Annotated in this window: 29 protein-coding genes; 16 read left to right on the top strand and 13 right to left on the bottom strand. The window is 64.0% G+C overall.

The window, feature by feature from the left end; translation table 11 throughout:
• Positions 1 to 22: 22 nt before the first annotated feature.
• The 3 genes from C7G42_RS34425 (at position 23) to C7G42_RS34415 (ending at position 3,439) form a co-directional block, all read left to right on the top strand.
• Positions 23 to 1,174 carry an FIST signal transduction protein gene (locus C7G42_RS34425; RefSeq protein ID WP_106953263.1) on the top strand — a complete coding sequence of 384 codons (1,152 nt, stop codon included), beginning with the start codon at positions 23 to 25 and terminating at the stop codon, positions 1,172 to 1,174.
• A 2-nt stretch (positions 1,175 to 1,176) separates the two neighbouring features.
• Complete coding sequence (locus tag C7G42_RS34420; protein ID WP_245428153.1) at positions 1,177 to 3,048, top strand: putative bifunctional diguanylate cyclase/phosphodiesterase; 1,872 nt, start codon at positions 1,177 to 1,179, stop codon at positions 3,046 to 3,048.
• A gap of 181 nt (positions 3,049 to 3,229) precedes the next feature.
• Positions 3,230 to 3,439, top strand: coding sequence for a hypothetical protein (locus tag C7G42_RS34415; RefSeq protein ID WP_106953261.1), 210 nt, complete (start codon positions 3,230 to 3,232; stop codon positions 3,437 to 3,439).
• 15 nt (positions 3,440 to 3,454) lie between these two features.
• Here C7G42_RS34415 and C7G42_RS34410 read toward each other — a convergent pair whose 3' ends face one another.
• The gene (locus C7G42_RS34410; protein WP_199581297.1) at positions 3,455 to 4,291 is read right to left on the bottom strand and encodes a universal stress protein; all 837 of its coding nucleotides are present in this window, start codon (positions 4,289 to 4,291) and stop codon (positions 3,455 to 3,457) included.
• Between the two features lie 207 nt (positions 4,292 to 4,498).
• Between C7G42_RS34410 and C7G42_RS34405 the strand changes: the two genes are divergently transcribed.
• Together C7G42_RS34405 and C7G42_RS34400 are read left to right on the top strand one after the other, a co-directional pair.
• Complete coding sequence (locus tag C7G42_RS34405) at positions 4,499 to 6,034, top strand: Do family serine endopeptidase (protein ID WP_199581296.1); 1,536 nt, start codon at positions 4,499 to 4,501, stop codon at positions 6,032 to 6,034.
• A 272-nt stretch (positions 6,035 to 6,306) separates the two neighbouring features.
• The gene (locus tag C7G42_RS34400; RefSeq protein WP_106953285.1) at positions 6,307 to 6,669 is read left to right on the top strand and encodes a hypothetical protein; all 363 of its coding nucleotides are present in this window, start codon (positions 6,307 to 6,309) and stop codon (positions 6,667 to 6,669) included.
• Positions 6,670 to 6,681: 12 nt separating this feature from the next.
• Here the strand turns inward: C7G42_RS34400 and C7G42_RS34395 are convergent, their stop codons facing one another.
• The 3 genes from C7G42_RS34395 to C7G42_RS36285 all read right to left on the bottom strand — a co-directional run bounded on the left by C7G42_RS34395 (position 6,682) and on the right by C7G42_RS36285 (position 7,743).
• A complete protein-coding gene (locus tag C7G42_RS34395; protein WP_106953258.1) occupies positions 6,682 to 6,987 on the bottom strand; it encodes a DUF6496 domain-containing protein in 306 nt (101 codons plus the stop codon).
• 85 nt (positions 6,988 to 7,072) lie between these two features.
• Positions 7,073 to 7,267, bottom strand: a complete 195-nt coding sequence (locus C7G42_RS34390) for a DUF3072 domain-containing protein (protein ID WP_106953257.1) — start codon at positions 7,265 to 7,267, stop codon at positions 7,073 to 7,075.
• A 38-nt stretch (positions 7,268 to 7,305) separates the two neighbouring features.
• Positions 7,306 to 7,743, bottom strand: a complete 438-nt coding sequence (locus tag C7G42_RS36285) for a hypothetical protein (protein WP_158537657.1) — start codon at positions 7,741 to 7,743, stop codon at positions 7,306 to 7,308.
• 251 nt (positions 7,744 to 7,994) lie between these two features.
• Here C7G42_RS36285 and C7G42_RS34375 point away from each other — a divergent pair, with 251 nt between their 5' ends.
• Positions 7,995 to 8,555: a type 1 glutamine amidotransferase domain-containing protein gene (locus C7G42_RS34375; protein WP_106953254.1), complete on the top strand. Its 561-nt coding sequence runs from the start codon at positions 7,995 to 7,997 to the stop codon at positions 8,553 to 8,555.
• A 74-nt stretch (positions 8,556 to 8,629) separates the two neighbouring features.
• On the opposite strand, the gene C7G42_RS34370 is transcribed toward C7G42_RS34375, so the two are convergent.
• Together C7G42_RS34370 and C7G42_RS34365 are read right to left on the bottom strand one after the other, a co-directional pair.
• Positions 8,630 to 8,878, bottom strand: a complete 249-nt coding sequence (locus C7G42_RS34370) for a hypothetical protein (RefSeq protein ID WP_106953253.1) — start codon at positions 8,876 to 8,878, stop codon at positions 8,630 to 8,632.
• A gap of 95 nt (positions 8,879 to 8,973) precedes the next feature.
• Entirely contained in the window at positions 8,974 to 9,231 is a 258-nt protein-coding gene (locus C7G42_RS34365; RefSeq protein ID WP_106953252.1) for a hypothetical protein, read from the bottom strand.
• Between C7G42_RS34365 and C7G42_RS36060 the strand changes: the two genes are divergently transcribed.
• Positions 9,230 to 9,610 carry a hypothetical protein gene (locus C7G42_RS36060; RefSeq protein WP_245428148.1) on the top strand — a complete coding sequence of 127 codons (381 nt, stop codon included), beginning with the start codon at positions 9,230 to 9,232 and terminating at the stop codon, positions 9,608 to 9,610. The genes C7G42_RS34365 and C7G42_RS36060 overlap by 2 nt on opposite strands.
• 52 nt (positions 9,611 to 9,662) lie before the next feature.
• Here C7G42_RS36060 and C7G42_RS34355 read toward each other — a convergent pair whose 3' ends face one another.
• The 3 genes from C7G42_RS34355 to C7G42_RS34345 all read right to left on the bottom strand — a co-directional run bounded on the left by C7G42_RS34355 (position 9,663) and on the right by C7G42_RS34345 (position 18,387).
• Positions 9,663 to 11,150 carry an HWE histidine kinase domain-containing protein gene (locus C7G42_RS34355; RefSeq protein ID WP_106953250.1) on the bottom strand — a complete coding sequence of 496 codons (1,488 nt, stop codon included), beginning with the start codon at positions 11,148 to 11,150 and terminating at the stop codon, positions 9,663 to 9,665.
• Between the two features lie 14 nt (positions 11,151 to 11,164).
• The gene (locus tag C7G42_RS34350) at positions 11,165 to 17,461 is read right to left on the bottom strand and encodes a HAMP domain-containing protein (protein WP_106953249.1); all 6,297 of its coding nucleotides are present in this window, start codon (positions 17,459 to 17,461) and stop codon (positions 11,165 to 11,167) included.
• 413 nt (positions 17,462 to 17,874) lie between these two features.
• Complete coding sequence (locus C7G42_RS34345; RefSeq protein ID WP_106953248.1) at positions 17,875 to 18,387, bottom strand: DUF4142 domain-containing protein; 513 nt, start codon at positions 18,385 to 18,387, stop codon at positions 17,875 to 17,877.
• A gap of 94 nt (positions 18,388 to 18,481) precedes the next feature.
• Between C7G42_RS34345 and C7G42_RS34340 the strand changes: the two genes are divergently transcribed.
• The 3 genes from C7G42_RS34340 to C7G42_RS34335 all read left to right on the top strand — a co-directional run bounded on the left by C7G42_RS34340 (position 18,482) and on the right by C7G42_RS34335 (position 19,232).
• On the top strand, positions 18,482 to 18,676 hold the full coding sequence (locus tag C7G42_RS34340) for a hypothetical protein (protein ID WP_106953284.1): 195 nt from the start codon (positions 18,482 to 18,484) through the stop codon (positions 18,674 to 18,676).
• Positions 18,677 to 18,793: 117 nt separating this feature from the next.
• Complete coding sequence (locus C7G42_RS36220; protein WP_283809880.1) at positions 18,794 to 18,925, top strand: hypothetical protein; 132 nt, start codon at positions 18,794 to 18,796, stop codon at positions 18,923 to 18,925.
• Positions 18,926 to 18,995: 70 nt separating this feature from the next.
• Positions 18,996 to 19,232 (top strand): hypothetical protein, encoded by a 237-nt coding sequence (locus C7G42_RS34335; protein ID WP_106953247.1) that lies wholly within the window; start codon positions 18,996 to 18,998, stop codon positions 19,230 to 19,232.
• 154 nt (positions 19,233 to 19,386) lie between these two features.
• On the opposite strand, the gene C7G42_RS34330 is transcribed toward C7G42_RS34335, so the two are convergent.
• A complete protein-coding gene (locus tag C7G42_RS34330; RefSeq protein ID WP_106953246.1) occupies positions 19,387 to 19,635 on the bottom strand; it encodes a hypothetical protein in 249 nt (82 codons plus the stop codon).
• 172 nt (positions 19,636 to 19,807) lie between these two features.
• Between C7G42_RS34330 and C7G42_RS35615 the strand changes: the two genes are divergently transcribed.
• A complete protein-coding gene (locus tag C7G42_RS35615) occupies positions 19,808 to 19,966 on the top strand; it encodes a hypothetical protein (RefSeq protein WP_199581295.1) in 159 nt (52 codons plus the stop codon).
• A 405-nt stretch (positions 19,967 to 20,371) separates the two neighbouring features.
• Here the strand turns inward: C7G42_RS35615 and C7G42_RS34315 are convergent, their stop codons facing one another.
• Both C7G42_RS34315 and C7G42_RS34310 read right to left on the bottom strand, forming a co-directional pair.
• Positions 20,372 to 21,262, bottom strand: a complete 891-nt coding sequence (locus C7G42_RS34315; protein WP_199581294.1) for an SDR family oxidoreductase — start codon at positions 21,260 to 21,262, stop codon at positions 20,372 to 20,374.
• 202 nt (positions 21,263 to 21,464) lie between these two features.
• Positions 21,465 to 22,016, bottom strand: coding sequence for a DUF4142 domain-containing protein (locus C7G42_RS34310; RefSeq protein ID WP_106953243.1), 552 nt, complete (start codon positions 22,014 to 22,016; stop codon positions 21,465 to 21,467).
• Positions 22,017 to 22,256: 240 nt separating this feature from the next.
• Here C7G42_RS34310 and C7G42_RS34305 point away from each other — a divergent pair, with 240 nt between their 5' ends.
• Together C7G42_RS34305 and C7G42_RS35610 are read left to right on the top strand one after the other, a co-directional pair.
• Positions 22,257 to 22,631, top strand: coding sequence for a PRC-barrel domain-containing protein (locus C7G42_RS34305; RefSeq protein WP_106953242.1), 375 nt, complete (start codon positions 22,257 to 22,259; stop codon positions 22,629 to 22,631).
• A gap of 20 nt (positions 22,632 to 22,651) precedes the next feature.
• Positions 22,652 to 22,810: a hypothetical protein gene (locus C7G42_RS35610; RefSeq protein WP_199581293.1), complete on the top strand. Its 159-nt coding sequence runs from the start codon at positions 22,652 to 22,654 to the stop codon at positions 22,808 to 22,810.
• A gap of 133 nt (positions 22,811 to 22,943) precedes the next feature.
• Here C7G42_RS35610 and C7G42_RS34300 read toward each other — a convergent pair whose 3' ends face one another.
• Complete coding sequence (locus C7G42_RS34300; RefSeq protein WP_106953241.1) at positions 22,944 to 23,408, bottom strand: winged helix-turn-helix transcriptional regulator; 465 nt, start codon at positions 23,406 to 23,408, stop codon at positions 22,944 to 22,946.
• A gap of 162 nt (positions 23,409 to 23,570) precedes the next feature.
• On the opposite strand from C7G42_RS34300, the gene C7G42_RS34295 reads away from it, so the two are divergent.
• From C7G42_RS34295 to C7G42_RS34285, 3 genes are all read left to right on the top strand, one after another.
• Positions 23,571 to 24,308 (top strand): SDR family oxidoreductase, encoded by a 738-nt coding sequence (locus C7G42_RS34295; RefSeq protein ID WP_106953240.1) that lies wholly within the window; start codon positions 23,571 to 23,573, stop codon positions 24,306 to 24,308.
• Positions 24,309 to 24,470: 162 nt separating this feature from the next.
• The gene (locus tag C7G42_RS34290) at positions 24,471 to 25,472 is read left to right on the top strand and encodes an NAD(P)H-dependent flavin oxidoreductase (RefSeq protein WP_106953239.1); all 1,002 of its coding nucleotides are present in this window, start codon (positions 24,471 to 24,473) and stop codon (positions 25,470 to 25,472) included.
• Between the two features lie 108 nt (positions 25,473 to 25,580).
• Complete coding sequence (locus tag C7G42_RS34285) at positions 25,581 to 26,000, top strand: hypothetical protein (protein WP_106953238.1); 420 nt, start codon at positions 25,581 to 25,583, stop codon at positions 25,998 to 26,000.
• Positions 26,001 to 26,036 lie beyond the last annotated feature (36 nt).

Here is a 26,036-nt window from a genome sequence, read left to right as displayed (position 1 = left end):
CAAGAGCTGCAGAGAGCGTGGGATGCACATTCAATATATTCACTGGAATGCGGCTCATGGCTGGCGCGGTGCGGATGCCCTGCGAGAGCCTGCCCAGCTCGTGCTCTATTTCGGCAGCCGTGAGCAACTGGCGGACGGCGAGCGTTATCGCGACCTGCGCGGTCTCTATCCCGAAAGCCACATCATTGGTTGCAGCACCGGCGGACAAATCCATGGCGACGACATCTGCGATGACGAAGTCATCGCAGTCGCCCTGCGCTTCGCCCATACGCAAGTGCGACTGGTCCAGGAGGTTGTCGAAGCCCGCGATGCGTCGCGGGCTTGCGGCGCGCGTCTTGCCCACCAGGCGCAGGCGGCGGATCTAGCGGGTCTGTTTGTCCTGTCGGACGGATTGGCGGTGAACGGCGGCGAACTGCTTGCCGGAATCACCGAAGTTCTGGGACCTGATTTGCCTGTTACCGGCGGGCTCGCCGGCGACGGCACCCGGTTCGAGCAGACGATCGTTGGAGCCGACGCCGAACCGTCGCCGAACCGCGTCGCCGCCATCGCATTCTACGGCGCCTCGTTCCGTTTCGCACATGGCTGTGCCGGCGGCTGGGATGTGTTCGGCCCGCGTCGCAAGGTGACGAAGTCGGAAGGGTCCGTGCTCGTGGAGCTCGATGGCGAGCCGCCGCTGGACCTCTACACCCGCTATCTCGGCGCGGAAGAAGCCGAGGCGATGCCGGGTTCGGGTCTGGCATTCCCCTTGCGCATTCACGACGAGGCCGAGCCGGACCGGCAGATCGTACGCTCGGTTTTCGCGGTGGATCGCAGTGCCCGCACCCTGACGTTCGCAGCGGACATTCCGGAAGGATGCACTGCTCAATTGATGCGGGCCAATTTCGACAGTCTTGCTGCAGGGGCCGGCGAAGCCGGCAGGCAAGCGCGCAGCGCGCTCGCAGAGGTCGTTGCCGGCGACAAGCTTGCCATCCTGGTGAGCTGTACCGGTCGCCGCAGGGTGATGGGGCAGCGCACGCAGGACGAGCTGGACGCCGTTGCCGCCGAGCTTGGCGAGGATTTCGTCCGGATCGGATTCTACTCCTACGGCGAGATCGCCCCGCCGGCCGCGTCCGGCCGCTGCGAGCTGCACAACCAGACCATGACCGTTACCGTCATCGCGGAGGCGGTAGCTTGACCATGCACCGGCTGCTCGCAAGACAGATCCGCCAGTCGACGGATGAATCCGGACAGGTCGACCTGATCAAGCTCGGCGAGCTCGTCAGTGCGGCCTACGAGGAGGGCGATCGCGATCGCCGCCGCACCGACCGTGCGATCAAGCTGATGATCGAGGAACTCGAACTGACGCACAAACGCGCCGAGCAGGATCTGCGGCGCGCGCGCGAATTCCTCGACAGCATCATCGAGAACATCCCGATCGCGGTATTCGCCAAGGATGCAAAGGATTCCCGCTACGTCCTGCTCAACCGCGCCGGCGAAGAGTATTACGGCATGCCGCGCGAGGCGATGCTGGGCAAGACTCCGCAGCAGATTTTTCCGGACCATATCGCCCGCGTCGTCAACGAGCAGGATCGCCGCGTCGTCGACAGCGGCACGCCGATGTTCCTGGAGGGGCATCTGCTCGAGATCGGCGTGAAGGGCCACGATCGTCTGGTCAATTCGCGCAAGCTGCTGGTCAGGGACGGCAGCGGCGCGCCGCAATATCTGGTCGGCGTGATCGAGGACGTCACTGAGAGGATCACGAACGAGGCGCGGATCAGCCATCTTGCGCATCATGACGCGTTGACCGACCTGCCGAACCGCAGCGCCTTCAACGCCGCACTCGGCGAGCGGTTGGAGCGGGCGCAGGAGGCGGCGACCAGTTTTGCCGTGCTCAGCCTCGATCTCGACCGCTTCAAGGAGGTCAACGACGTGTTCGGCCATCCGGTCGGCGACATGCTGATGCGGGCGGCGGCCGACCGGCTTGCCGCGGAAGCCGACGGCGCCTTCGTCGCCCGTATCGGCGGCGACGAGTTCATGATCCTGATGCCCGACGGAATCAGGCACGAGGACGTTCTGGCGCTCGCCGAACGGCTGGTCGAAACGATCGGCAACGAACTCAAGGTCGACGATTATCTCCCCCATGTCGGCCTCAGCGTCGGCGTCGCGTTTTATCCCGATGACGGCGTGAATGCCGTCACCTTGCTCGCCAACGCCGATTCCGCGCTCTATCGTGCCAAGCGCGAGGGCCGTGGGCGCGTCCGCGTTTTCGAATCCGAGATGGACCAGGAGCTGCGCGACCGCAGGCTGTTGCAGCACGATCTGCGACAGGCGCTGGAGCTGAACCAGTTCCTGGTCTACTTCCAGCCGCAGGCGCGGGTGGATGGCGAGGTCATCGGCTTCGAGGCTCTGCTGCGCTGGAATCACCCGACGCGGGGCTTCGTGCCGCCGGACCAGTTCATTCCGCTTGCCGAGGAGAACGGGTTGATCGTCGAGATCGGCGAATGGGTCTTGCGCGAAGCGTGCCGCGAGGCGGCATCCTGGCCGCGGCCGCTGCAGGTCGCCGTCAATCTGTCGCCGGTCCAGTTCCAGGCCGGCGATCTCGAACGTTCGATCCACCAGATCCTGCTGGAGACCGGGCTTACGCCGACGCGGCTCGAGGTCGAGATCACCGAGGGTGTGCTGATCGGTGATTTCACCCGCGCGCTCAATCTGCTCAGGCGGCTGAAGGCGCTCGGTATCCGCATCGCAATGGACGACTTCGGCACCGGCTATTCCTCGCTGTCCTATCTCCAGTCGTTCCCGTTCGACAAGATCAAGATCGATCGCAGCTTCATCTCCAATCTCGAGGCGACGCCGCAATCGGCCGAGATCGTCCGCGCGGTCCTGAGCCTCGCGCACGCCCTGAATATCCCGGTCATTGCCGAGGGGGTGGAGACGGAAGCGCAGCGTGCCTTCCTGGCGCGGGAGGCCTGCGAGGAGATGCAGGGCTATCTGGTCGGCCGGCCAGACCTGATCGAGCGCTATCTCCATCTGGTCGGCGTGACCGTGGAGCGCCGGCTCTACGCCTAGCCGATGGATCCGGGCCCCCGGGCGTCAATCGACCCAGGTTTGGAACTTTGGGCCGGACATATATTTCCTAAAAGACAGGCCAAGGCCAGGCGCGCGCTGGGCGCAGAAAATCTTTTGCACAACCGCCATCGGCCTGACGCAAATCGGAGCAATAAGCCCAGTGAATGCGAGGGAGGGTCTCATGGAGAACGTACGTCGCTACCGGGCGCTGGCGTCGCTCTGTCGTCAGCAGGCGGCTTACCGGCCGCTTCAGACCTGGGAGCTCCTCGGCCAGGCCGAACATTTCGAACATCTCGCCGAGGTCGAGCTCAAGGCGCATTTCGACGCGTGCAATGTGCCACACAACGAGGACGCCGTGCCCGCGACGTGGGAGACCCCGGTCGCAGCGTAACGGCACCTGCTGGTCTCAATGCGACATCAGCGTCGGGACCGTCATGGCTTCCAGCATGGCGCGGGTGACGCCGCCGAGAACGCGCTCCTGCAAGCGCGAATGGCCGTAGCCGCCCATCACCAGCAGATCGAGTGCCTCGTCGGCCGCCAGCGACAGAATGGTCGGCTGGATGTCGGCGCGGCTCGCCGACAAGCCGACCGTTCGGGTCGACAATCCGCGCCGGCCGAGATGTCTTGCCAGGTTGCTCGCTGACACTTCGTCGGACACGGCCTTGGCTTCGTTGATGGTGATGATCACGATCTCGTCGGCGCGCGCCAGGAACGGTGCGGCGTCGCGCACGGCGCGGGCCGAGACGCGGCTGCCGTCCCAGCAGATGCCGATCCGGCTTGCCTTGAAAGCTCCATGGAAGGTGTAGGGCAGGAACAACACCGGACCGCCTGCCTGGAACAGGATCTCGCGGGGTACGTCGTTGTCGAACGAGCCCTGCGCAGGATCAGGCTGGAGCACGACGCTGAGGTCGTGCAGTCGCGCCATCTCGCCGAGCGAGCCGGCTGCATCCGCCGGGATCGCGCCGAGCGCGCGGCAGCCGTAGGAGACGCCGGCGTTCGCCGCTTCGATCCCAAATACCGAGAGCGCGGCCTCGGCCCGCTCCACGGCGCGCTCGCGTTCCAGTTCGAACACGGCCGCGACCGCGGCGCCGCCCTCCATCACGTAGGCCGCACTGGTTGCGACATAGCCGATCGCGACCGCGTCGAGATGGGCGTTGAACTGCGCCGCGAGCGAAATCGAGCCGTCGATCGCCGAGCGCATCGGGCGTTCGGTAGGGATGTGGACGAGAATGTCTTTGTACATGGCGCGCCTCCGAGGGACATCATCCGGTGGCCGCAGTTTTTCACCGTCCGAAGGACGCGCGTTGAGCTGCATCAAATGCGCGGGCGGCGATCTTCCGCGGGGCCGCGCGTTCTTTGCCAAGATTTAATCGGACGGACGGGACGTCGTAAGGTGGCGAGGGCCATGTTGGAGACAAGGCGACACCTTACCCAACATGGACATTCCGACATGAACGATCGCGTCAATTCCGACATCCCGACGTCCCGCAGGATCTTGAGGCCGCGCCGGCTCGCGCTGCTCGGCACCGTCGCCGCGCTCGGCGTGGCCGTGCTGGCGGCTTCTCCCGGCTCCTTGCCGTTCGGTCCGAACTCCTTCATCGCGCCGGCCCAGGCCGCGGAGTCCGCTGCGACTCCGCCGGGCTTCGGTGATCTCGTCAGCAAGGTCAAGCCCGCCGTCATCTCGGTGCGGGTCAAGATCGACCAGGACAACGACAAGAGCGCGATGCTGCAACAGAACCGGATGGATCAGGACGAGGATTCTCCGTTCGACCAGTTCTCCCGGCAGTTCGGGTTCCGCGGCCCGGGTGGCATGAACGGCATGCCGCGCCAGCGCCATCAGATGATCACGGGCGAGGGCTCCGGCTTCTTCATCTCCGCCGACGGCTATGCCGTCACCAACAACCACGTCGTCGACCATGCCGAGTCGGTGCAGGTGACCCTGGATGACGGCACCAGCTACACCGCCAAGGTGGTCGGCACCGATCCGAAGACCGATCTCGCGCTGATCAAGGTCGACGGCAAGAAGGATTTTCCGTTCGTCAAATTCTCCGACCAGAAGCCGCGCATCGGCGACTGGGTGGTTGCGGTCGGCAATCCCTTCGGCCTCGGCGGCACCGTGACCGCCGGCATCGTCTCGGCCAGCGGCCGCGACATCGGCAACGGTCCCTATGACGACTTCATCCAGATCGATGCGCCCATCAACAAGGGCAATTCCGGCGGCCCGGCCTTCGACATGAACGGCAACGTGATCGGCGTGAACACCGCGATCTTCTCGCCTTCCGGCGGTTCGGTCGGCATCGGCTTCGACATTCCGGCCTCGACCGCAAAGCTCGTCGTCGCGCAGCTGAAGGACAAGGGCGCGGTGACGCGCGGCTGGCTCGGCGTGCAGGTGCAGCCGGTGACCGCCGAGATCGCCGACAGCCTCGGGCTGAAGGAGGCGCGCGGCGCCATCGTCGACACCCCGCAGGACGGCAGCCCGGCGGCGAAGGCCGGCATCGAGGCGGGTGACGTCATCACCGCCGTCAACGGCACGACGGTCAAGGATTCGCGAGACCTTGCCCGCACGATCGCGACCCTTGCACCCGGCAGCTCGGTGAAGCTCGACGTCTTCCACAAGGGCGACAGCAAGACGGTGACGCTGGCGCTCGGCGAGCTGCCGAACGAACGGCAGGCCAAGGCCGATGTTGGCAAGGAGCAGTCGGGCCCCGACACTCCGCGCCTCGGTCTTGCTCTGGCTCCGGCCGGCGACGTCCAGGGCGCCGGCCAGAAGGGCGTCGTCGTCACCGAGGTCGACCCGCAAGGGCCGGCGGCGCAGCGCGGCATCCAGACCGGCGACGTCATCCTCAATGTCGGCGGCAAGGCCGTCGCCAATGTCGGCGATGTCCGCTCCGAACTGGCGCAGGCCAAATCGTCCGGCAAGCGCAGCGTGCTGTTGCAGGTCAGGAGCGCGCAGGCGACCCGGTTCGTCGCGGTACCGTTCGCCTGAGGCGAACGTCGATCGGCATTGAACAAGAAAGGCGGCCCTCGTGGCCGCCTTTTCCGTTCGCCTTCGGGCTTGCCGGGATGCGAACGATAACATTCTCGTCAACGCCAGCGATGACGACGCGGTTCGTCCGAAAAAGCCGTGTTCGCTCGTCACACTTTCAAGTTGCTGAAGGCTTGGCGGCAATGACGCCGCCAGGTCGCATGCGAGCGTGGAACCTGGAACCTGCCGCGGCTCGCGGAATCGGCCGCTGGTTCGCATTGGTCGGTGCCGACATGGATCGATTGAAGCTCTCGCTAAGAAGTGCGCTGCTCGTGGCGCCCCTCGTGCTCTGGGGCGGAAACGCGCTCGGGCGGGACGGCGGCCGCTACGCGGACTCACCCCTGAAGCCATGGTTCGACGGTTTGCGCAGCCACCTCGGTCCGTGCTGCTCGGATGCTGACGGGTTTGCCGTCGCCGATCCCGACTGGGAGTCGCATAACGGGCATTATCGCGTGCGTCTCGACGGCGAATGGATCGAGGTGCCGGACGAGGCCGTCATCACCGAGCCGAACCGGGCCGGCCGCACCATGGTGTGGCCGGTGAAGACCGCGTTCGGGGTCTCGATCCGCTGCTTCATGCCGGGCAGCATGATCTGAGACGGAGCGCCGTCAGCGCTTGCTGGATTTGCGCTTCGACGATTTCTTGGTTGTCTTCTTCTTGGTCGTCGTCTTCTTGGTCGTCCTTTTCTTCGACGATGTCTTGGACGATGTCTTGGCAGCCTTCTTCGGGACCTTCTTGCCCTTCTTGCGTGCCTTCGACAGTCCGATTGCGATTGCCTGCTTGCGGCTCTTCACGCGACCGCCACGGCCTTTGGGGCCGCTCTTCGCGGTGCCCTTCTTGTAGCGGCGCATCTCGTTCTCGACATCGCTGCCGGAGCTGGGCGAGTAGCGGCGTTTCTTTGCCTTCCGTGCCATGCATGTTCTCCCTTGGCCCGGGAAAACCTCTCGATAGGGGCATGGTTCCGAAAGCGCATCCAACGTTGCAGATGCGCGACGCAGCCTAGAACGAATTCGCCAGCTCGATCTCGGCTTCCAGAACCTGGATGCGCCGGGCGGCCTCGCTGAATGATAGATCGCGCGCATATTGTGCGGGCTGATAGGCCTCCTCGCTCAGCCGTTTCAACCTCAGCCCCTGCGTCCGCGTCATCTGCTCGGTCAGGAAAACCTTGGCGTCGTATCGACCTTGAACCTGCATGTCGCTCTCCCTCCTGACTCCTGAAAATCGTGGCTTGACTATATGTTCTTATTTTGTTCTAACAAGCCATGGACAACAGAATTAATGAAATTCGACGTAAAATCAGCGCCTTGAGGCTTGAAATGGCCGGCGTCGAGGCCTCGGTGCGCGATCTCATCAATGGCGATCGCGATTGCGCCGAGCAGGCCCTGGTGCAGATGGATCTGCGCCGGAAGGTCGACCTGCTGATCGGCGAATGGAAGGCTGCCGGCGGCGGCGGTGTGCTGCCAGACGTCCGCGACCGGGCGCGCTTTCGTCTTGTAAAGACAGCCGGCAATCCCGAGCGCGCGCGCACCCGGCGCTGAAACCTTTGAGGGGGCGCCATGGAAGAGGACCCGGACACTTACCGGATCTTGAGGTTGCGCGCCGAGATTCTCGAACTGGGCTCTGCCATCCGGCAATTGCAGCGTGCCGGTCTCGATGATGCTGCGGCTCAACTTCTGCTCGGACGCAAGCGGTCGCAGCTCGAGCAACTCGTGAAGACGAACTCCGCGGGCGGCGGCCTTAACACCGCTGACATCCGACGCAGCTAAGCGTGCCCGCAAGCGATGCGCTGGATCTGCCTCTGCCGCGTACGTTTCTGGAGCCATCGAGGCCAGCCGCACATCCCCGTGAGCTGCGCCAGTGCTCGGAACGGAAGCGTGATGGGCCGATTGACCGGGCTCCTGACCCAGCATTGGAGCGTTCCATGGATATCAAAGGCAAGACCATTGCCATTCTCGCGACGAATGGTTTCGAGCAGTCGGAACTGGAAGTGCCGCGCGACCGTCTGAAACAGGCCGGCGCAACGGTTCACGTGATCTCGCTTGCAGCCGGCGAGATCAAGGGCTGGGACAAGAAGGATTGGGGGCGGTCGGTGAGGGTCGACAAGACGCTGGACCAGGCTTCCAGCAGCGACTACGACGCCCTGGTATTGCCGGGCGGACAGATTAACCCCGACCTGCTTCGCCTCGAGCCAAAGGCATTGTCCTTCATCAAGGACATCTTCAATGCGAAGAAAATCGTTGCCGCCGTCTGCCATGCGCCGTGGCTCCTGATCGAGACGGGCATCGCCAAGGGCCGCAAGATGACGTCCTACAAGTCCATCAAGACCGATGTCATCAATGCCGGCGCGGCATGGGAAGACTCCGCCGTGGTGGTCGACCAGGGCATCATCACCTCGCGCAATCCCGGTGACCTGGAAGCGTTCAGCGCCAAGATCATCGAAGAAGTAAAGGAGGGCCGTCACGTGCAGCGCAACGCTGCCTGAGTGGCAACAGCTCTCCTGCAACGAAAAAGCCCCGCGTCGCCGCGGGGCTTTTGTCTGAACCGGTCGGCCTGGGCCTACTTGGTATTGGTCATGCCCTTGCCGTTCTGGTTCGTCATGGTGCCGCCCTGGTCCGAGCCGGGACCGGAACCGCCCTGACCGGAGGGATCCGCGCCCTTCGAGGCCTTGGTGTTGGCGCCGGTGGTCTGTGATGACGACATCGATGATCCGTGTTTCGCCTTGTGCGACTTGGCCTGTGCGGCGAGCGGCGCAGCGGCGAGGCCGGTGGCCAACATGGCGGTGAGAACGAGTTTGGTCGTTGTCATGCGGGGACCTCCCTGGGTTAAATTGACGCAGGCAGCCAACCGCTATTTGCCGAAGGAGTTCCGGACAGGCGTATCTCCGAGAGGTCACGGACGCTTCAAGATTGCTTGTCTTCCACCAGGATGAACACCGCGCCGGTGAGTGTGGCGCCGATCGCGAACGTCGTCACCAATGTGAGGGCGACGACGATCGCGGCGTGGCTTCCGCTGTGATCGAGCAGGCTGGCGACGGCGGGATTGGACAGGATCAGCGTGACGCTGAAGGTGAGGCCGAGGGCTGCGCCCATCAGCGCATGCGTCATCAACTTGATGAGGCCGGCGGGTGAGATCAAATCCGAAGACTTTTTTGCGCGCATGGGAACTGCATCCCGGAACTGGCATGCAAACGCGGGCGATATTGACCGGTTCCAAACGGATGAAGGATTGTCGTGGTCGGCTTCATCCGACGTTCATGCCGGATTGGCGATGATGAGCACCAGCAAAACGGGTACATTCGAAACGGGAACATTCGCTATGGGTAAGGTCGTCTTTCTTTACCGCTCGCTGGCCTATCGCAACGCGGCGGCGGATATGCTGCGCAAAGCCCGCAAACTGCCGCGCGGCGCGGAGCGAAGTGCGGCCCGCCGCTACGCGAGGGCGCTACGCGATCTCGCCCGGACGGAAGCCTGGCTCGAAGGACGCCTCGCCGAGGAAGCGCTGCCGCAGCGGCAATCGAGGATGGTGGCGTCGGGCTAGGGCAAACGCCAACGTGAAGCGGGGTGACGATTCATCCTGATCGCATCGCGCTTCAGCCCGAGGCGCGTTGCAATTCGGCCGCGCTTGCGGCGTCGAATTTTCCGGGTGCGGTCGCCGCCGCCTTGCGTGTCAGCGGCACCTCCAGACGGCACAACAATCCCTCGGCTCGCCAATTGAATTGCGCCTGTCCACCGAGCTGGGACTCGACGCTCGCAAGCAGACTTCGCGTGCCGAAGCCGCGAGACTTCGGGGGCATGACGAGTGGACCGCCGGTTTCATCCCAGTTCAGTGTCAGCAATTCGTCCTCGACTTGCCAGCCGATCGCGAGCCGACCCGATCTGGTCGAGAGGGCGCCGTACTTGGCCGAGTTGGTGAAGAGCTCATGCAGCGCGAGCGCCAAGGTCTGGGCCGTCGTCGGCATCAACTGGACCTCCGGACCCGCCAACACGATCTGGCCGCCGAGCGAATAGGGCGCAAGCTCCTCGTCGATCAGCCTGGAGAGCTCGGCGCCTTGCCAGCTCGACAGCGACAGGATGGTGTGCACGCGCGCCAGCGCATTGATGCGTCCTTCCACGGCGTTGACATAGGCCTTGACCTCGTCGGCGCGGGTGAGGCGCACGATCGATTGCGCCAGCGCCAGTGCATTCTTGGCACGATGATCGACTTCCCGGGCCAGCAGATTCTGCCGTTCTTCGGCACGCTTGCGTTCGGTGATGTCCACGGTGACGCCGCTCACGCGCACGACGCGACTGCTGTCGTCCACCGTTGCTGCTGCCGTGCCCACGCACCAGCGCACCTCTCCGTCGGGCCGCAGGATGCGGAACTCGGTCTCATAGGCCCGCGTGCCCTTGTTGAATTCGGCAACCGCCTTGCGCAACTGCTCGACGTCGTCGGGATGCAGCAGCGCCTGAACGTTGGCCGGGTTGACCGCGAAGCTGTCGGGGCTGACGCCAAAGATGCGATATTGCCCCTCGTCCCACATCCAGTCGCCGCTGATCCAGTCCCAATCCCAGGAGCCCATCTTGCCGGCGGCGATCGCCATGCTGCGCCGCTGCTCGCTTTCGCGCAGCTTGGTGGTGGAGTTCTCCAGTTCCGCCGTGCGTGCGCGGACGCGATCCTCGAGCTCCCGGTTCAGCCGTTCCAGCTCGCGGGTCTTGCGGTAGAGCTCGGCAAACACCTTGATCTTTGCGCGCAGCACCTCCGGCACGACCGGTACCGGCACGTAGTCGACCGCGCCCATCTCGTAGCCGCGCAACCGGTCGATGTCGCTGACCTGGATGGCGGAGATGAAGATCATCGCGGTCTTCTGGAAGCGCGGATGCTCGCGGATCATCGCGGCGAGCTCGAAGCCGTCGAGCTCGGGCATGCAGACGTCGACCAGGATCACCGCGATCTCGGTCTTGAGCAGCACCTCCAGGGCCTCACGGCCGGACGAGGCGATCACGAGGTTCTCGCCGAGTTCCTTCAATATCACCTCATAGGCGAGCAGCTTTGCGGGCTGGTCGTCGACGAGGAGGATGTTGACCTTTTCGTGGTCCATTCGCGGGTCCAAACTCAACGGTGCAGCCACATGCGGATCGCAAGCAGCAATTGATCGGTGTTGACGGGTTTGGCGAGGTAGTCGGACGCGCCGGCCTCCAGGCATTTTTCGCGGTCGCCCTTCATCGCCTTGGCGGTCAGCGCGATGATCGGTAGGCGGGCGAAGGCCGGGTTTTCGCGAATGACGCCGATGGTTTGGTAGCCATCCATCTGCGGCATCATGATGTCCATCAGCACGATGGCGATCTCCGGATTGGATTCGACCAGCGTGACGGCTTCACGGCCGGTCGTGGCCGTCAGAACCTTCATGCCGCGCCGTTCCAGCACGCTCGACAGCGCGAAGATATTGCGGGCATCGTCGTCGACCAGCAGGGCGGTCTTGCCGATCAGGTCCTCGTCGGAACTGTTCAGCTTCTCCAGCATGCGCTGCTTCTCGACCGGAAGTTCCGTGATCACGCGGTGCAGGAACAGCGCGGTCTCGTCGAGCAGGCGTTCCGGCGATTCCACGCCCTTGACCACGATGCTGCGCGCCATGGTGTGAAGTTCCGCGTCCTCCTCCGCCGACAGCTCGCGGCCGGTGAAGACGACGACCGGGACGTTCGACAGCGCCTCGTCGTTGCGGATCTGGTCCAGCACCTCGAAGCCGCTCATGTCGGGCAGCCTGAGATCGAGCACCACGCAATCGCAGGGCTCCTCGCGCAGTGTCGAAAGCGCGCCGGCGCCGGTGTCGGTGGTCACGATCTCGATGTCGTCGTGATGCAGCAACTCGCGGATCGAGAGCTGCTCGGCCTCGTTGTCCTCGACGATCAGGAGCCGCTTCCGCCTGGGACGCGCATATTCCTTGATCTGCGTGAGCGCGGCCGAGACGCCCTCGGTCGTCGTCGGTTTGTTGACGAAAGAGAACGCGCCACGCGCCAGCGCATGCTGGCGGTCTTCGTCGAGCGTGATGACCTGCACGGGGATATGGCGGGTCAGGGGATTGTGCTTGAGCTGGCTCAGCACAGTCCAGCCGAGCATGTCGGGCAGGAACACGTCGAGCGAGACCGCGCGCGGCTGGTACTGCTTGGCAAGCTCCAGCGCCTCGGCGCCGCGGGCGGCGACCAGCACCTTGAATCCCTTGTCGCGCGCGAGGTCGACCAGCACGCGCGCGTAATGCGGGTCGTCCTCGACGATCAGCAGGATGCTGTCGCCGGGCTCCAGGTTGAGCCGGTCGTCGGGAAGCTGCTCGATGACGCGCTGCTGCTCCGGCGCGGCCAGCTGCAGCGCCGGCGGCTGGTTGTGTGGCTGCGGCGTCGGCGCCGCACGCGGTGCGAGCGTCGGGCCGGAATATTTGAGCGGCAGATACAGCGTGAACGACGAGCCCTTGCCCGGCAAGCTGCGCAGATGAATTTCGCCGCCCAGCAGGCTCGCGAGTTCGCGGCTGATCGCAAGTCCAAGGCCGGTGCCGCCGTATTTCCGGCTGGTACCCGCGTCGGCCTGCTGGAACGCCTCGAAGATCAGCTTCTGCTTCTCCAGGGGAATGCCGATGCCGGTGTCGGACACTTCGAACGCGATCACGGAGGGCGCGGAGTTCAGCACCGGGTGATCAGTTCCCCAGCCGCCGACCGCCCCGGTGACCTTCAGGCGCACCTCGCCTTCGGCGGTGAACTTGAAGGCGTTGGAGAGCAGGTTCTTCAGAACCTGCTGCAGCCGCTTGGAGTCGGTGACGAGGCTGCGCGGCAGGTTCGGATCGATGTCGATCTTGAACGATAGATTGCGGTTGTCCGCCTCGTGCCGGAACGGCCGGCCCACGGTCTCGAGCAGGTTCGCGGTCAGGATCTCCTCGGCGTCGACCGTCACCGTGCCGGATTCGATCTTGGACAGATCCAGGATGTCGCTGATGAGATTGAGCAGGTCGGTGCCGGCGCCGTGGATGGTGCGGGCGAATTCGACCTGCTTGGCCGAGAGGTTGCCGTCCGGATTGTCGGTGAGCTGTTGTCCAAGGATCAAGATCGAGTTCAGCGGCGTGCGCAGCTCGTGGCTCATATTGGCGAGGAATTCGGACTTGTATTTCGAGGTCAGGGCAAGCTCGGTTGCCTTTTCCTCCAGCGCGCGGCGGGCCTGCTCGATCTCCTGGTTCTTGCGCTCGACCTCGACGTTGCGCTCGGCGAGCTGTTGGGCCTTCTGCTCGAGCTGGTCGTTGGTCTGCTGCAATTCGCGCTGCTGGGTCTGGAGCTCGCCGGCAAGCTGTTGCGACTGCTTGAGCAGGCCTTCGGTCTGCATCGTCGCTTCGATCGAGTTGAGCACGATGCCGATGGAGTCGGTGAGCTGCTCCAGGAACGTCATCTGCGAGGTCGTGAAGGAGACGAGCGAGGCGAGCTCGATCACGGCCTTGACCTGGCCCTCGAACAGCACCGGCAGCACGACGAGGTTCTTCGGTGCGACGCGGAACAGCGCCGAGTTGATCGGCACCACGTCGGACGGGATGTCGGCGACCATGCGCGGCCTCTTGTCGAGCGCACACTGACCGATCAGGCCGTCGCCGAACTGCAGCACGCGCTGATAGGGATAGATGCCGTCGCTGGCGTAGGAGGCGAGCAGCAGCAGCTGCGGATTGTCCTCGCTCTCGACCTGGTAGATCACGCCGGTATGGGCATTTACCAGCGGCGACAATTCGGTGAGCAACAGCCGGCCAACAGTGGTCAGGTCGCGCTGGCCCTGGAGCATGTTGGTGAATTTGGCGAGATTGGTCTTCAGCCAGTCCTGCTCGGTGTTCACGTCCGTCGTGAGACGGAGATTCGTGATCATCGTGTTGATGTTGTCTTTCAGCTCGGCGACTTCGCCGCGGGCGTCGACCTGGATCGACCGCGTCAAATCGCCCTTGGTCACCGCGGTCGCGACTTCTGCGATCGCGCGCACCTGCGAGGTGAGGTTGGCCGCGAGCAGGTTGACGTTGCCTGTGAGGTCCTTCCAGGTGCCGGCGGCACCCGGCACGTTGGCCTGACCGCCGAGGCGGCCTTCGACGCCGACCTCGCGCGCCACCGACGTCACCTGGTCGGCGAAGGTCGCAAGCGTCTCGGTCATGTTGTTGATGGTGTCGGCGAGAGCGGCGACCTCGCCCTTCGATTTCACGGTAAGGTTCTGCTTCAAATCGCCGTTCGCGACGGCGGTCACAACCTTGACGATGCCGCGGACCTGCTCGGTCAGGTTCGCAGCCATGAAATTCACGGTGTCGGTGAGGTCCTTCCAGGTGCCGGCAACGCCGGGCACCTGGGCCTGGCCGCCGAGCTTGCCTTCGGTGCCGACCTCGCGCGCAACGCGCGTGACTTCGCCGGCGAAGGCGTTGAGCTGGTCCACCATGGTGTTGATGGTGTTCTTCAGCTCGAGGATTTCGCCCTTCACGTCGACGGTGATCTTGCGCGACAAGTCACCGCGGGCGACCGCCGTGGTCACTTCGGCGATGTTTCGGACCTGAGTGGTGAGGTTCGCCGCCAGAAGGTTGACGTTGTCGGTCAGATCCTTCCACGTGCCGCCGACGCCGGGCACGACGGCCTGACCGCCGAGGCGGCCTTCGGTGCCGACCTCGCGCGCGACGCGCGTCACCTCGGCGGCGAAGGAGCGGAGCTGCTCGACCATGGTGTTCAAGGTGTCCTTGAGCAGCAGGATCTCGCCGCGCACGTCCACCGTGATCTTCTTCGACAAATCGCCGCCGGCGATCGCGGTCGCGACCTCGGCGATGTTGCGGACCTGGGCGGTCAGGTTCGAGGCCATGAAGTTGACGTTGTCGGTGAGGTCCTTCCACGTGCCGGCGACGCCGGGCACCTCGGCCTGGCCGCCGAGCTTGCCTTCGGTGCCGACCTCGCGCGCCACGCGCGTCACTTCGCCGGCGAAGGCGTTGAGCTGGTCCACCATGGTGTTGATGGTGTTCTTGAGCTCGAGGATTTCGCCCTTCACGTCGACGGTGATCTTGCGGGAGAGGTCACCGCGTGCAACCGCCGTGGTGACTTCGGCGATGTTGCGGACCTGGGCGGTGAGGTTGCCCGCCATCGAGTTCACGGAGTCGGTGAGGTCCTTCCAGGTGCCGGCGACGCCGGGCACGTTGGCCTGCCCGCCGAGGCGGCCTTCGGTGCCGACCTCGCGCGCGACGCGCGTCACCTCGCCCGCGAAACGGTTGAGCTGGTCGACCATCGTGTTCAGCGTGTCCTTGAGCTGCAGGATCTCGCCGCGCACGTCCACGGTGATCTTGCGCGAGAGGTCGCCGCCGGCGATCGCGGTCGCGACCTCGGCGATGTTGCGGACCTGGGCGGTGAGGTTGCCCGCCATCGAGTTCACGGAGTCGGTGAGGTCTTTCCAGGTGCCGGCGACGCCGGGCACGCCGGCCTGGCCGCCCAGCTTGCCGTCGGTGCCGACCTCGCGCGCGACGCGGGTGACTTCGCCGGCGAAGGCATTGAGCTGGTCGACCATGGTGTTGAGCGTTTCCTTCAGCTGAAGGATTTCGCCCGACACGTTCACCGTGATCTTCTTCGACAAATCGCCCTTGGCGACCGCGGTCGCGACCTCGGCGATGTTGCGGACCTGGCCGGTGAGGTTCGAGGCCATCGAGTTGACGCTGTCGGTGAGGTCCTTCCAGGTGCCGCCGACGCCGCGCACGACGGCCTGGCCGCCGAGCTTGCCTTCGGTGCCGACCTCGCGCGCCACGCGCGTGACTTCGCCGGCGAAGGCGTTGAGCTGGTCCACCATGGTGTTGATGGTGTCTTTCAGCTCCAGGATCTCGCCGCGCACGTCCACGGTGATCTTCTTCGACAAATCGCCGCCGGCGACCGCGGTCGTCACCTCGGCGATGTTGCGGACCTGCGCTGTCAGGTTCGAGGCCATCGAGTTGACGCTCTCGGTCAGGTCCTTCCAGGTGCCGGCGACGCCGAGCACGTTGGCCTGGCCGCCGAGCCGTCCTTCCGTGCCGACCTCGCGCGCGACGCGGGTGACTTCGCCGGCAAAGGCGTTGAGCTGGTCGACCATGGTGTTGAGCGTTTCCTTCAGCTGAAGGATTTCGCCCGAGACGTTCACCGTGATCTTCTTCGAGAGATCGCCGCTCGCGATCGCGGTGGCGACGTCGGCGATGTTGCGGACCTGTGCCGTCAGGTTCGAGGCCATGAAGTTGACGTTGTCGGTGAGGTCCTTCCAGGTACCGGCGACGCCGGAGACCTGGGCCTGGCCGCCGAGCTTGCCCTCGGTGCCGACCTCGCGCGCGACGCGCGTCACCTCCGAGGCGAAGGCGTTGAGCTGGTCCACCATGGTGTTGATGGTGTCCTTCAACTCCAGGATTTCGCCGCGCACGTCCACCGTGATCTTGCGCGAGAGGTCGCCGCGCGCCACGGCGGTCGTCACGTTGGCGATGTTGCGGACCTGCGCGGTGAGATTGCCGCACATCGCATTCACGGAGTCCGTCAAGTCCTTCCAGGTGCCGGCGACGCCGGGCACGATCGCCTGGCCGCCGAGCTTGCCGTCAGTGCCGACCTCGCGCGCGACGCGCGTCACCTCGGAGGCGAACGAGCGCAGCTGGTCCACCATCGTGTTGATGGCTTCCTTGAGCTGAAGGATCTCGCCGCGGACGTCGACGGTGATCTTCTTGGAGAGGTCGCCGTTGGCGACCGCGATCGTCACCTCGGCGATGTTGCGAACCTGGTTGGTCAGATTGTTCGCCATCGAGTTGACGCTCTCGGTCAAGTCCTTCCAGACGCCGGTCACCTCCGGCACCTGGGCCTGGCCGCCGAGCTTGCCCTCGGTGCCGACCTCACGCGCCACGCGCGTCACCTCGGAGGTGAACACGCCGAGCTGCTTGATCATGGTGTTGACGATGGTCGCCGATTGCAGGAACTCGCCGCGCAGCGGCCGGCCGTCGACGTCGAGCTTGACGGTCTGGAGCAGGTCGCCTTGCGCGACGGCGGCGACTGCGCGCGTCACCTCGCGCGTCGGCCACAGCAGGTCGTCGATCAGTGTGTTGACGGAACCCTCCATGTCGGCCCAGGAGCCGGAGGCGAGGCCGAACTTCACGCGCTGGCGCGTCTTGCCTTCGCGGCCGACCACCTGGCCGACCAGTTCGAGCTGCTGCGCCATGCGCTGGTTGGCGGCGATGATTTCATTGAAAGTGTCGGCGATCTTGCCGTCGATGCCGAGATAGTCGCCGCTCATGCGGACGGAAAAGTCGCCGCTGCGCATGGCTTGCAGGGCGAGCAGCAGTTCCGCCCGCGAATCCGGATCCGATACACCACTGGGTTTTGGCTTTGGAACGCGACGACCGGACCGTGATGCAGATCCGGGATCGAGGTCGCTCATATTGATTCCCCCGCAGGTGTCGGCCGAATCCAAGGCCAGACGCGATTGGTCGAAATAGAGCGTCAGCCAAATTCGAAATCAAGCGCCAACGTTGCGGCGCGAGGATATGGAACCTGTCCTGCTCAGCCCGACGCCAATAACGGCGAATCCTCGAATTGGTTCCATGTCGTGTGGAAAAAAGGACGACAGGGCACTGCTCGGCTTTCCGTGTCCGGCATCTTGGCTGCCGAAGCGCCGTGACCGGCGATCCCGCCGGGGATACGCCGACCACGGGGGCGGCGACCCGATCGAAGCCGGGCGGCAGCGGGGACTCATCGTCGGGCGGCAATGGCGGCCTGGACAAAATGCCCGAAAGCAACCGCGCGGTCCGCCCGGAGAGCCAGCAACATCATCCGAATGACAAATAAAGGTCGCTACTTGTCTGCCATCGTGCGCTCGGCGTCCTTGACCTGCGCACGCAGCATCGGGAGCTGCTCGCGGGCGAACGCCGCGAGCGCGGTGTTGTCGGGCCCTTTCAGATAGCGGTCGAGAAGCTCAATGGCCGATTCATATTCGGGAATCTGCGAGGCATAGAAGGTTCGAACGTAAGTCGGTCCGTCCGCAGTTTCGGGCTCCACGAGGCTTGCGCTGACAGACGTCGTCTTGCCTCCACGCGGTTCTGAGCCAATCTCCTCCTGGATCTGCTTCAACGTCTTGTCACGCTTGGCCGCTTCCTCGGCGCGCAAGGCGGCGAGATTCCTGACTTCGGCGTTGCCCTTCAAGTCCGCGCTCTCTAGCAGGCCTTGCTGGAAGCGGCTGAAATTGTAGAGGCCGGTGATGACATCGGTCGCGCTCGGTGCGCGCTCGGCAGTCCTTTGCTCGCCGGTACTGTCGGCAAGCACTGCAGTGCTGATGAATGCCAGGATGATCGCGACGAAAATTCGCATAATGGTCAACCCCAGGCGAGAGGCGAAGTTCCCGGAAACATTACGATCCGGCAACCTGGTTGCGATGCCGGAGTTCCGTCCCCAATTCTTCTGGATGAAACAGTCTGACATCTTCAGGGACAACGCCGACAATTGTCTTCAGCTCGCAGAGCGCGCCGAGGGACAACCCGCCAACAAACGTTATTCGCGCATGGCAAGCGCCTGGACGGCGCTCGCTCACGAGCAAGACTGGCTCGATGGCGAAATTCCGCCGGTCGCGAGGCGTTTTGCTCAACAGCGGGAGGCGTGAGCGCTCTCCTTTTCGTGAATCAGCGTGTGAGGCCGCTCACGGAATGCCCGCGCCCAACCGGGGATGATCCAGAATAGTCGATCGCGTTGTTTTTTGCTTCCAGAAGGAGGTTTTGTGATGGCTCCACGTCTGGCACTTCTTTCACTGGTTCTCGCCTTTGGTGTCTCGGTCGCGTTTGCGACTGTGACGACGGTGCGCCAGGTTCATCTGGAGAAGGCTTCGGCTGCGATCCACGCGGCGCACAGCTAGCACCGCACCGGAACATTCGACGCCGCCATGCGTAAGCGCTTCGACACATCAGGAGAGGCGAAGGCATATCATGGCCCATTCCGACCACGGCATCGTCAAAGACAAGCGGGCGGAGGAGCAGCCCCGCGACAAGCAGCGCGCGCAGTCCGTGCACACGACGGACACACCGAACACGGATCCGCAGAAGACGGGTTCGAGCGGCTCGCCGTCGCGAGAGGCGACCCGCGATCCCAAGCTGAACGACAACAGCAAGACGCCGGGCTCCGGGATGACGCCGAACGATTCCGGCGACGCGCCGACCGGCTAGACGCTTTCAATCCGGCGCGAGGAACGAATCCTCGCGCCGGGAGTCGACAGGTTGCTTCCGGTCGTCATGCCCCCGGTGCACCGGAAGCAATCTCCAAGGACGGCCCTGGCACCCACCGTGCCGGGGCCGTTCGCTTGTGGACAGCCTTTCCGGGTTAGGTGCCGGTGCTGTTCTCGGGATCTTCCTGCGTGTGTCCGTCGGGCCCGCGGCCGAACACGCCAAAGCTGCTCGACTTCACGCCGGCTGCAGCGTCAACGCCCGCAGCAGCGAGCCCGAACTTGAGAAGCTCGCGAACCGCGGCAGCCCGCGTGGGCATACGATGCTTGAACCGGAAGTCGTCAAGAGCAGCCAACTCGTCCGGCGAGAGCATGACCTGAAGGCGCTCGGCACGAAGGTCGTTCATGGTCGATCACGCGATTTGAGTGGTTTGAGCAACTTACTCAACGAACCAACTTGGCTGGAGTTCCACCAGAGCCGATAAAGGCGCCAAATGAGTAAAAATATTCAATAAAATCAACTAGTTATTGTTGAACGACTCTCGCCGTGGCGCGTTTGGTTACAAAGGGAGAGAAGCCATGACGGACGAAGTCAGGTTGCCCCGCAAGCTTTCCGAAGAGCAGGAAGCCCCCAAGCCGGTGCGTCCCAGCCTCCAGAAGGTCATCGAACAAGTCGAGCGCTGGGCCAACAGCCCAGGGTTACAACCGCCAAGGACGGACAATGCGAAAACGGTCTGAGCCACATACATTCGAGCAACGTCTGAGAGCGCAGAAGCTGCGGCTCGAGCACGAACTGTCCAGCCTGCCGGACGGCCGCCAGCGTGAAGTTGTTCGCGCGCGCATCGATCAGCTTCAGACGGCCGCCGAGATGCATGGCTTTCTGACGACGCTACGAGAAGAGTCCGCGCCCCCTCGCTGACGACCCGAGGCGATCGGTCTGCCTGGTGCGCGAGGTGATACGAAGCTTTCGCCTCAGCTACCATGCCGCTTCCGACCCGAACTCACGAACCCTGCGACGACCGTCGCCGGCCCGCCGCGCATGAAGCGATATTCGTACCAGCGCTTCTCAGCGTCGTTTGTAAAACCGGCAGAGAGGGAAGGTTCCTCAACCCGGCCGCGTCGCATCAAGCCAGCGATCGGATGTTACGGCTGTCCGGATCCGCCGGCAGCGCCATACACTTGGCCCGTCGCATAGCTGGCATCGGAGGCGGCAAGCTGCACGTAGATCGAGGCGAGCTCGACCGGCTGACCGGGGCGTCCGAGCGGCGTCATGCCGCCGAATTTTTCGAGCTTCTCCATCGTGGCACCGCCGGAGACCTGAAGCGGCGTCCAGATCGGCCCCGGCGCCACGCCATTGACGCGGATGCCCTTCGACGCCAGCTGCTTGGCCAGTGCCTTCACGTAGTTCATCGTCGCCGCCTTGGTCTGCGCATAGTCATAGAGATCGGGCGAGGGGTCGTAGGCTTGCTCGGAGGTCGTGCCGATGATGCACGAGCCGGGTTTGAGATGCGGCAGCGCCGCCTTGATGATCCAGAACGGCGCGTAGACGTTGGTCTTCATGGTCGCGTCGAAGTCTTCCGAGGAGACGTCGAGGATGGAGGCGCGGGTCTGCTGCCGCGCCGCGTTGTTGACGACGATATCGAGGCCGCCGAGGCCCTGCACGGCTTGCTCGACGAGCTGCTTGCAGAAGGCTTCGGCTTGGAGATCGCCGGGGATCGCCAGGCCGATGCGGCCTTCCTTCTTGATCAGGGCGATCACTTCCTGCGCGTCGGGTTCTTCCGCCGGCAAATAATTGATGGCGACGTCGGCGCCTTCGCGCGCATAGGCAATCGCGGCGGCGCGGCCCATGCCGGAATCGCCGCCGGTGATCAGCGCCTTGCGGCCGGCGAGCCGGCCGGAGCCCTTGTAGCTGGTCTCGCCATGGTCGGGGCGCGGCTCCATCTGACCGGCGAGACCCGGCCAGGGCTGCGATTGCTTCTTGAACGGCGGCTTCGGATAACGGCTGACGGGATCGATGAGACCGTGCTCGGCCATGGAGGTCTCTCCTTTCGCTGTGGATGCCAGCGAAGCCGCCGCGAGCGTTGCGCTCGCAGCGTGGACGACGTGCCGGCGGGACAGTGAGGTTTTGCTGTGGTTCGACATCTTGCTCTCCGCGATGGTCGAGGCTCTATGCGCGGAGGCGGTCGACGTTGCCAAGCAAAGGACGCCGGGCGCGCCGGCGTCCTTCAGCAATCCGTTACTTCGTCTGGCCGACGCTCGGCGCCTTGCCGAGCTCCTTGGCCATCTCGAGATGGTGCTTGAGCGCCGGCAGGGTCTTGCCGGCCCAATCCTTCAGCGCCGAATTGTCGCCACCCTTGGCGTAGCGCTCGAACAGCGACACGGCATCCTCGTGCGCGCTCACCTGATAGGAATTGTAGTCCGAGCTGAAGTCCTTGCCGTTCGCGTTCTTGAGCTTGTCGAGCTTGCTCTGGTGCGAGCTGTCGAGCGCCGTCGGAAGCGTCGCCTGGACCTTCTTGTCTCCGACCAAGCCCTTGAGCTCGGCGCTGGTCTTGGTGTGGTCGGTGATCATCTGCTGCGCGAAGCTCTTCTCCTGCGCGTTGCCCTTCTGCTGGGCGAGCTTGCTCGACTCGATCTCGAACATGTCGCTGATGGCGACTTCCTTGACGAAGTCGGCGGTCGCAGGCGCGACGCCGAGCGCGGAGTTGACGCCGGTCTTCTCGCCAAGCGACTGAGCGAGCGCAGGGCCTGCGAGAAACACGCAGGCAAGGGCGATCATTGTGCGTTTCATATCTGGTTGCTCCGATCGGGCGCGCGGCTTCATGCCACGCGATGTTGCGCCGACTAACACGCCTGAGTGGCTGTGGTTCCTAACGATCAGTCCGCAGGGTTCCGCCCCGTGCGCGTGGTTCTTCTCGATTGTGCATGAAGCTCTGAGCGACTCCTCCCTTGCAATGTTCGGGGAGCACCGGTGCCGGAACGATCGCTTGCTTATCAGGTTGAATCCAATGGGCTGAGTGGAGGAACGACAATGCTGAATCAGGGCGAATTGGACCGCGACGAGATGGGCCGGCTGATCGGAAGCGACAAGGTCGAAGGAACATCGGTCTATGGGGCTGATCGAAACAAGATCGGTTCGATCGAACGCGTGATGATCGACAAGGTCAGCGGCAAGGTGTCCTACGCCGTGCTTGGCTTCGGCGGATTCCTGGGCCTTGGCAACGATCATTACCCGTTGCCATGGCAGTCGCTGAAATACGACACGGAGCTTGGCGGCTATGTCACCGGCATCACCACCAAGGAACTGGAAGGCGCGCCCAAATATGGCGAACGAAGCGAGTGGAATTGGGGTGATGACGCCGCGGTGCGCGGTATCGACACCTACTACGGCGTTCCCGCCGCGTGACCTTTAAGGAAGGAAAAACAATGAGCAAGGAACAGCCGAACGACGATCCCCGGCACCAGAGCGACTGGGGTTCGCACCGACAGACCGACAAGCCCTGGAAGGGCAATCCGGAGAAGGAGCAGGGCTCGGACGATCACACGCCCGATCTCGAGAAATGGCACGAGACGAAGACGCACTGATACACGCGCGCTTCCCGCACGATGTCAGAGACGAGCGCGGCACCCATTGTGCCGCGCTTTCGTTTTTGAGCGCACTGTTGAGCGTACTGGATGTCCTGGTCGAGCCGGGCATGACAGCTCTATTTGGAGCGGCCTAAGCGACCGCCTCTTTCCGCCCCGGTCCCGGATGCACGTGCACCTGCTTCGCATGCAACGCCTCGCCGCATTCCGAGCACACCATCACCGGGTCGAATCGTTTGCCGCAGGTCTTGTGCTCGTGCAGCAATGGCCGGCCGCGCTCGTCGCCCATATGGATGTCGCCCCAATGCACCATCGCCATGATGATCGGGTAGAGGTCGAGGCCCTTCTGCGTGAGGATGTACTCGTAGCGCTTGGGCGCCTCGGAATAGGGGACGCGGCGCAGGATGCCGAAGCGCACCAGCTTCTTCAGCCGCTCCGAGAGCAGGTGCCGCGTGATCTGCAGTGAGGACTGGAATCCCTCGAACCGGCGCACCCGCAGGAAAGATTCGCGCAGGATCAACAGCGTCCAGCGGTCGCCGACCACGGCCACGGTGCGGGAGAGCGAGCACTGCTCTTCATCCAACGTGTCCCACTTCATGATCGGTCTCCGGTGCAGCCTAGTCAGTCAGAAAAAGGAACTGACTTGAATGTTCGTGGAAATTTCCAAGTTAAGCTAGCATTTCGCCCGAAAGTTTGACAGTTCTATTTTGGAACGATAGCCTCCATCTCAATTGCACAGCGCTCACCGGAGGAGGCGACCTTGCCCAAGCGAAACGCGACAGCGGCCGTGATCGGGGCCGGCGATTTCATCGGCTCCGAAATCGCCAAGAAATTCGCCTCTGAAGGGTTCACGGTTTTCGCCGGACGCCGCAACGGCGACAAGCTGGCCCCGCTGGTGAAAGACATCGAGGCCGCCGGCGGCGAGATCCACGCGCGCTCGCTCGATGCGCGGAATGAGGACGAAGTCATCTCCTTCCTCAACGACGCCGACAAGCATGCGCCGCTCGAGGTCTGCATCTTCAACGTCGGCGCCAACGTCAATTTCCCGATCCTCGACACCACCGAGCGCGTCTTTCGCAAGGTGTGGGAGATGGCCTGCTATTCCGGCTTCCTTGCGGGTCGCGAAGCGGCGCGGCTGATGCTGCCGCGCGGCGGCGGCAACATCTTCTTCACCGGAGCGACTGCGTCCTTGCGCGGCGGCAGCGGCTTCGCCGCCTTTGCCAGCGCCAAGTTCGGACTTCGTGCGGTGGCGCAGGCGATGGCACGCGAGCTCGGTCCGAAGAACATCCATGTCGCCCATCTCATCATCGATTCCGGCGTCGATACCGAATGGGTGCGGCAGCGCCGGCTCGAGGCGCTGGGGCCCGATGCGCTCGACAATCCCGATCTGCTGATGCCGCCCTCGGCGGTCGCCGATGCCTATTGGCAGCTCTACCAGCAGCCGAAGAGTGCCTGGACCTTCGAGATGGAGATCCGCCCGTTCGGAGAGAAATGGTGACCGCGGCGCGAAAGTCCGGTTAGACGTTTTCGAGCGAAGTGGATACCGGTTCGCGGGAAGAAAACGCGTCAAAACAGGATCTCGAGCTCCGTTCCGATTTCATCGGAACGGAAACGGCTCTAGACTGGACCCAACAACGAGACAATTCCGGGAGGTATTTTAGTGAAGACCGCGATCACCGAGCTGTTCGGCATCGAGCACCCCATCATTCAGGGCGGCATGCATTTCGTCGGCTTTGCCGAACTGGCTGCGGCCGTCTCCAATGCCGGCGGGCTCGGCATCATCACCGGCCTCACGCAGAAGACGCCGGAATTGCTCGCCAAGGAGATCGCGCGCTGCCGCGACATGACCGACAAGCCGTTCGGCGTGAACCTCACCTTCCTGCCGACCTTCGCGGCGCCGCCTTATCCGGAATACATCGCCGCCATCGTCGAGGGTGGTATCAAGGCAGTGGAGACGGCGGGCCGCAGTCCAGAACAATACATGCCGGCGCTGAAGGCGGCGGGCATCAAGGTCATCCACAAGTGCACCTCGGTGCGTCACTCGCTCAAGGCCGAGCGCATCGGTTGCGATGCCGTCAGCGTCGATGGTTTCGAGTGCGGCGGTCACCCTGGCGAGGACGATATCCCGAACATGATCCTGCTGCCGCGGGCGGCGGAGGAATTGAAGATTCCGTTCGTGGCGTCCGGCGGCATGGCCGACGGGCGAAGCCTCGTCGCGGCGCTGTCGCTGGGCGCGGCCGGCATGAACGTGGGCACGCGCTTCATCGCCACCAAGGAAGCGCCTGTGCATCAGAACGTGAAGAACGCGCTGGTCGCTGCGACCGAGCTCGACACCCGCCTGATCATGCGCTCCCTGCGCAACACCGAACGCGTGCTGAGGAACGCCAATGTCGATCGCCTCATCGAGATCGAGCGGGAGAAGGGCGACAAGCTCAAGATCGACGACATCCACGACCAGGTCGCGGGCGTCTATCCCAGGATTATGCTGGAAGGACAGATGGACGCCGGCGCCTGGAGCTGCGGCATGGTTGCCGGGCTGATCCACGACATCCCCTCCTGCAAGGAACTCGTCGATCGCATCATGAGCGAGGCGGAACAGATCATCCGCAGCCGTCTGATGGGGTTCCTCGACGGACCTGGTGCGGCGCGAAAGGTCGCCTGACACCGGCAAACTTCTTAACCACGGCGGCACTTGGCCGCTGGAATTGCGCGCGACGCCTCCTAAATAGAGGTAAATTACCTCTTTCAAATTCAATTTCAGGAGGCGTCCGTGGTCCTGAAGAGCGTTCCTTTTGCAGTTGCCCTTGCCCTCATGCTCGCATGGGGCGGCGTCGCGCGCGCTGACGACTACAAGCCAGACGAATATCTCGGTCTCGATCTCTCCAAGGCCGTGCTGTCGCCGAAACGGCTCGGGCCCGAGACGCAATTCGCGCCGGTTGCGCTCGAAGCGCGCGGCGGCAACGAGGCGCAGGCGCGCGCCAAGCCGGTCGACGTACCGAAGAAAGTTGCCGCCGAGCGCGTCCGTGTAGCCGAGCCGAAGGTCGTGCATGCGAGGCCCGCCCAGCCGCGCGGCGCGGCGCGCGCGAAGCTCGCGCATCGTCACGGCAACCCGCTCGACGCGCAGGCGATGGACACCCGCATCCAGACCTGGCCGTGCCGCTCTGGCGGCATCTGCGCCTGGAAGCGCTAGACAGGACTTTTCGCGTCATCCCCACGTCGCAAAACC

This window comes from Bradyrhizobium sp. MOS003, from assembly GCF_003020125.1.
Taxonomy (GTDB): domain Bacteria; phylum Pseudomonadota; class Alphaproteobacteria; order Rhizobiales; family Xanthobacteraceae; genus Bradyrhizobium.
Note: the sequence above shows the minus strand (reverse complement) of the source record. Positions and strands in the feature narration are given on the sequence as shown.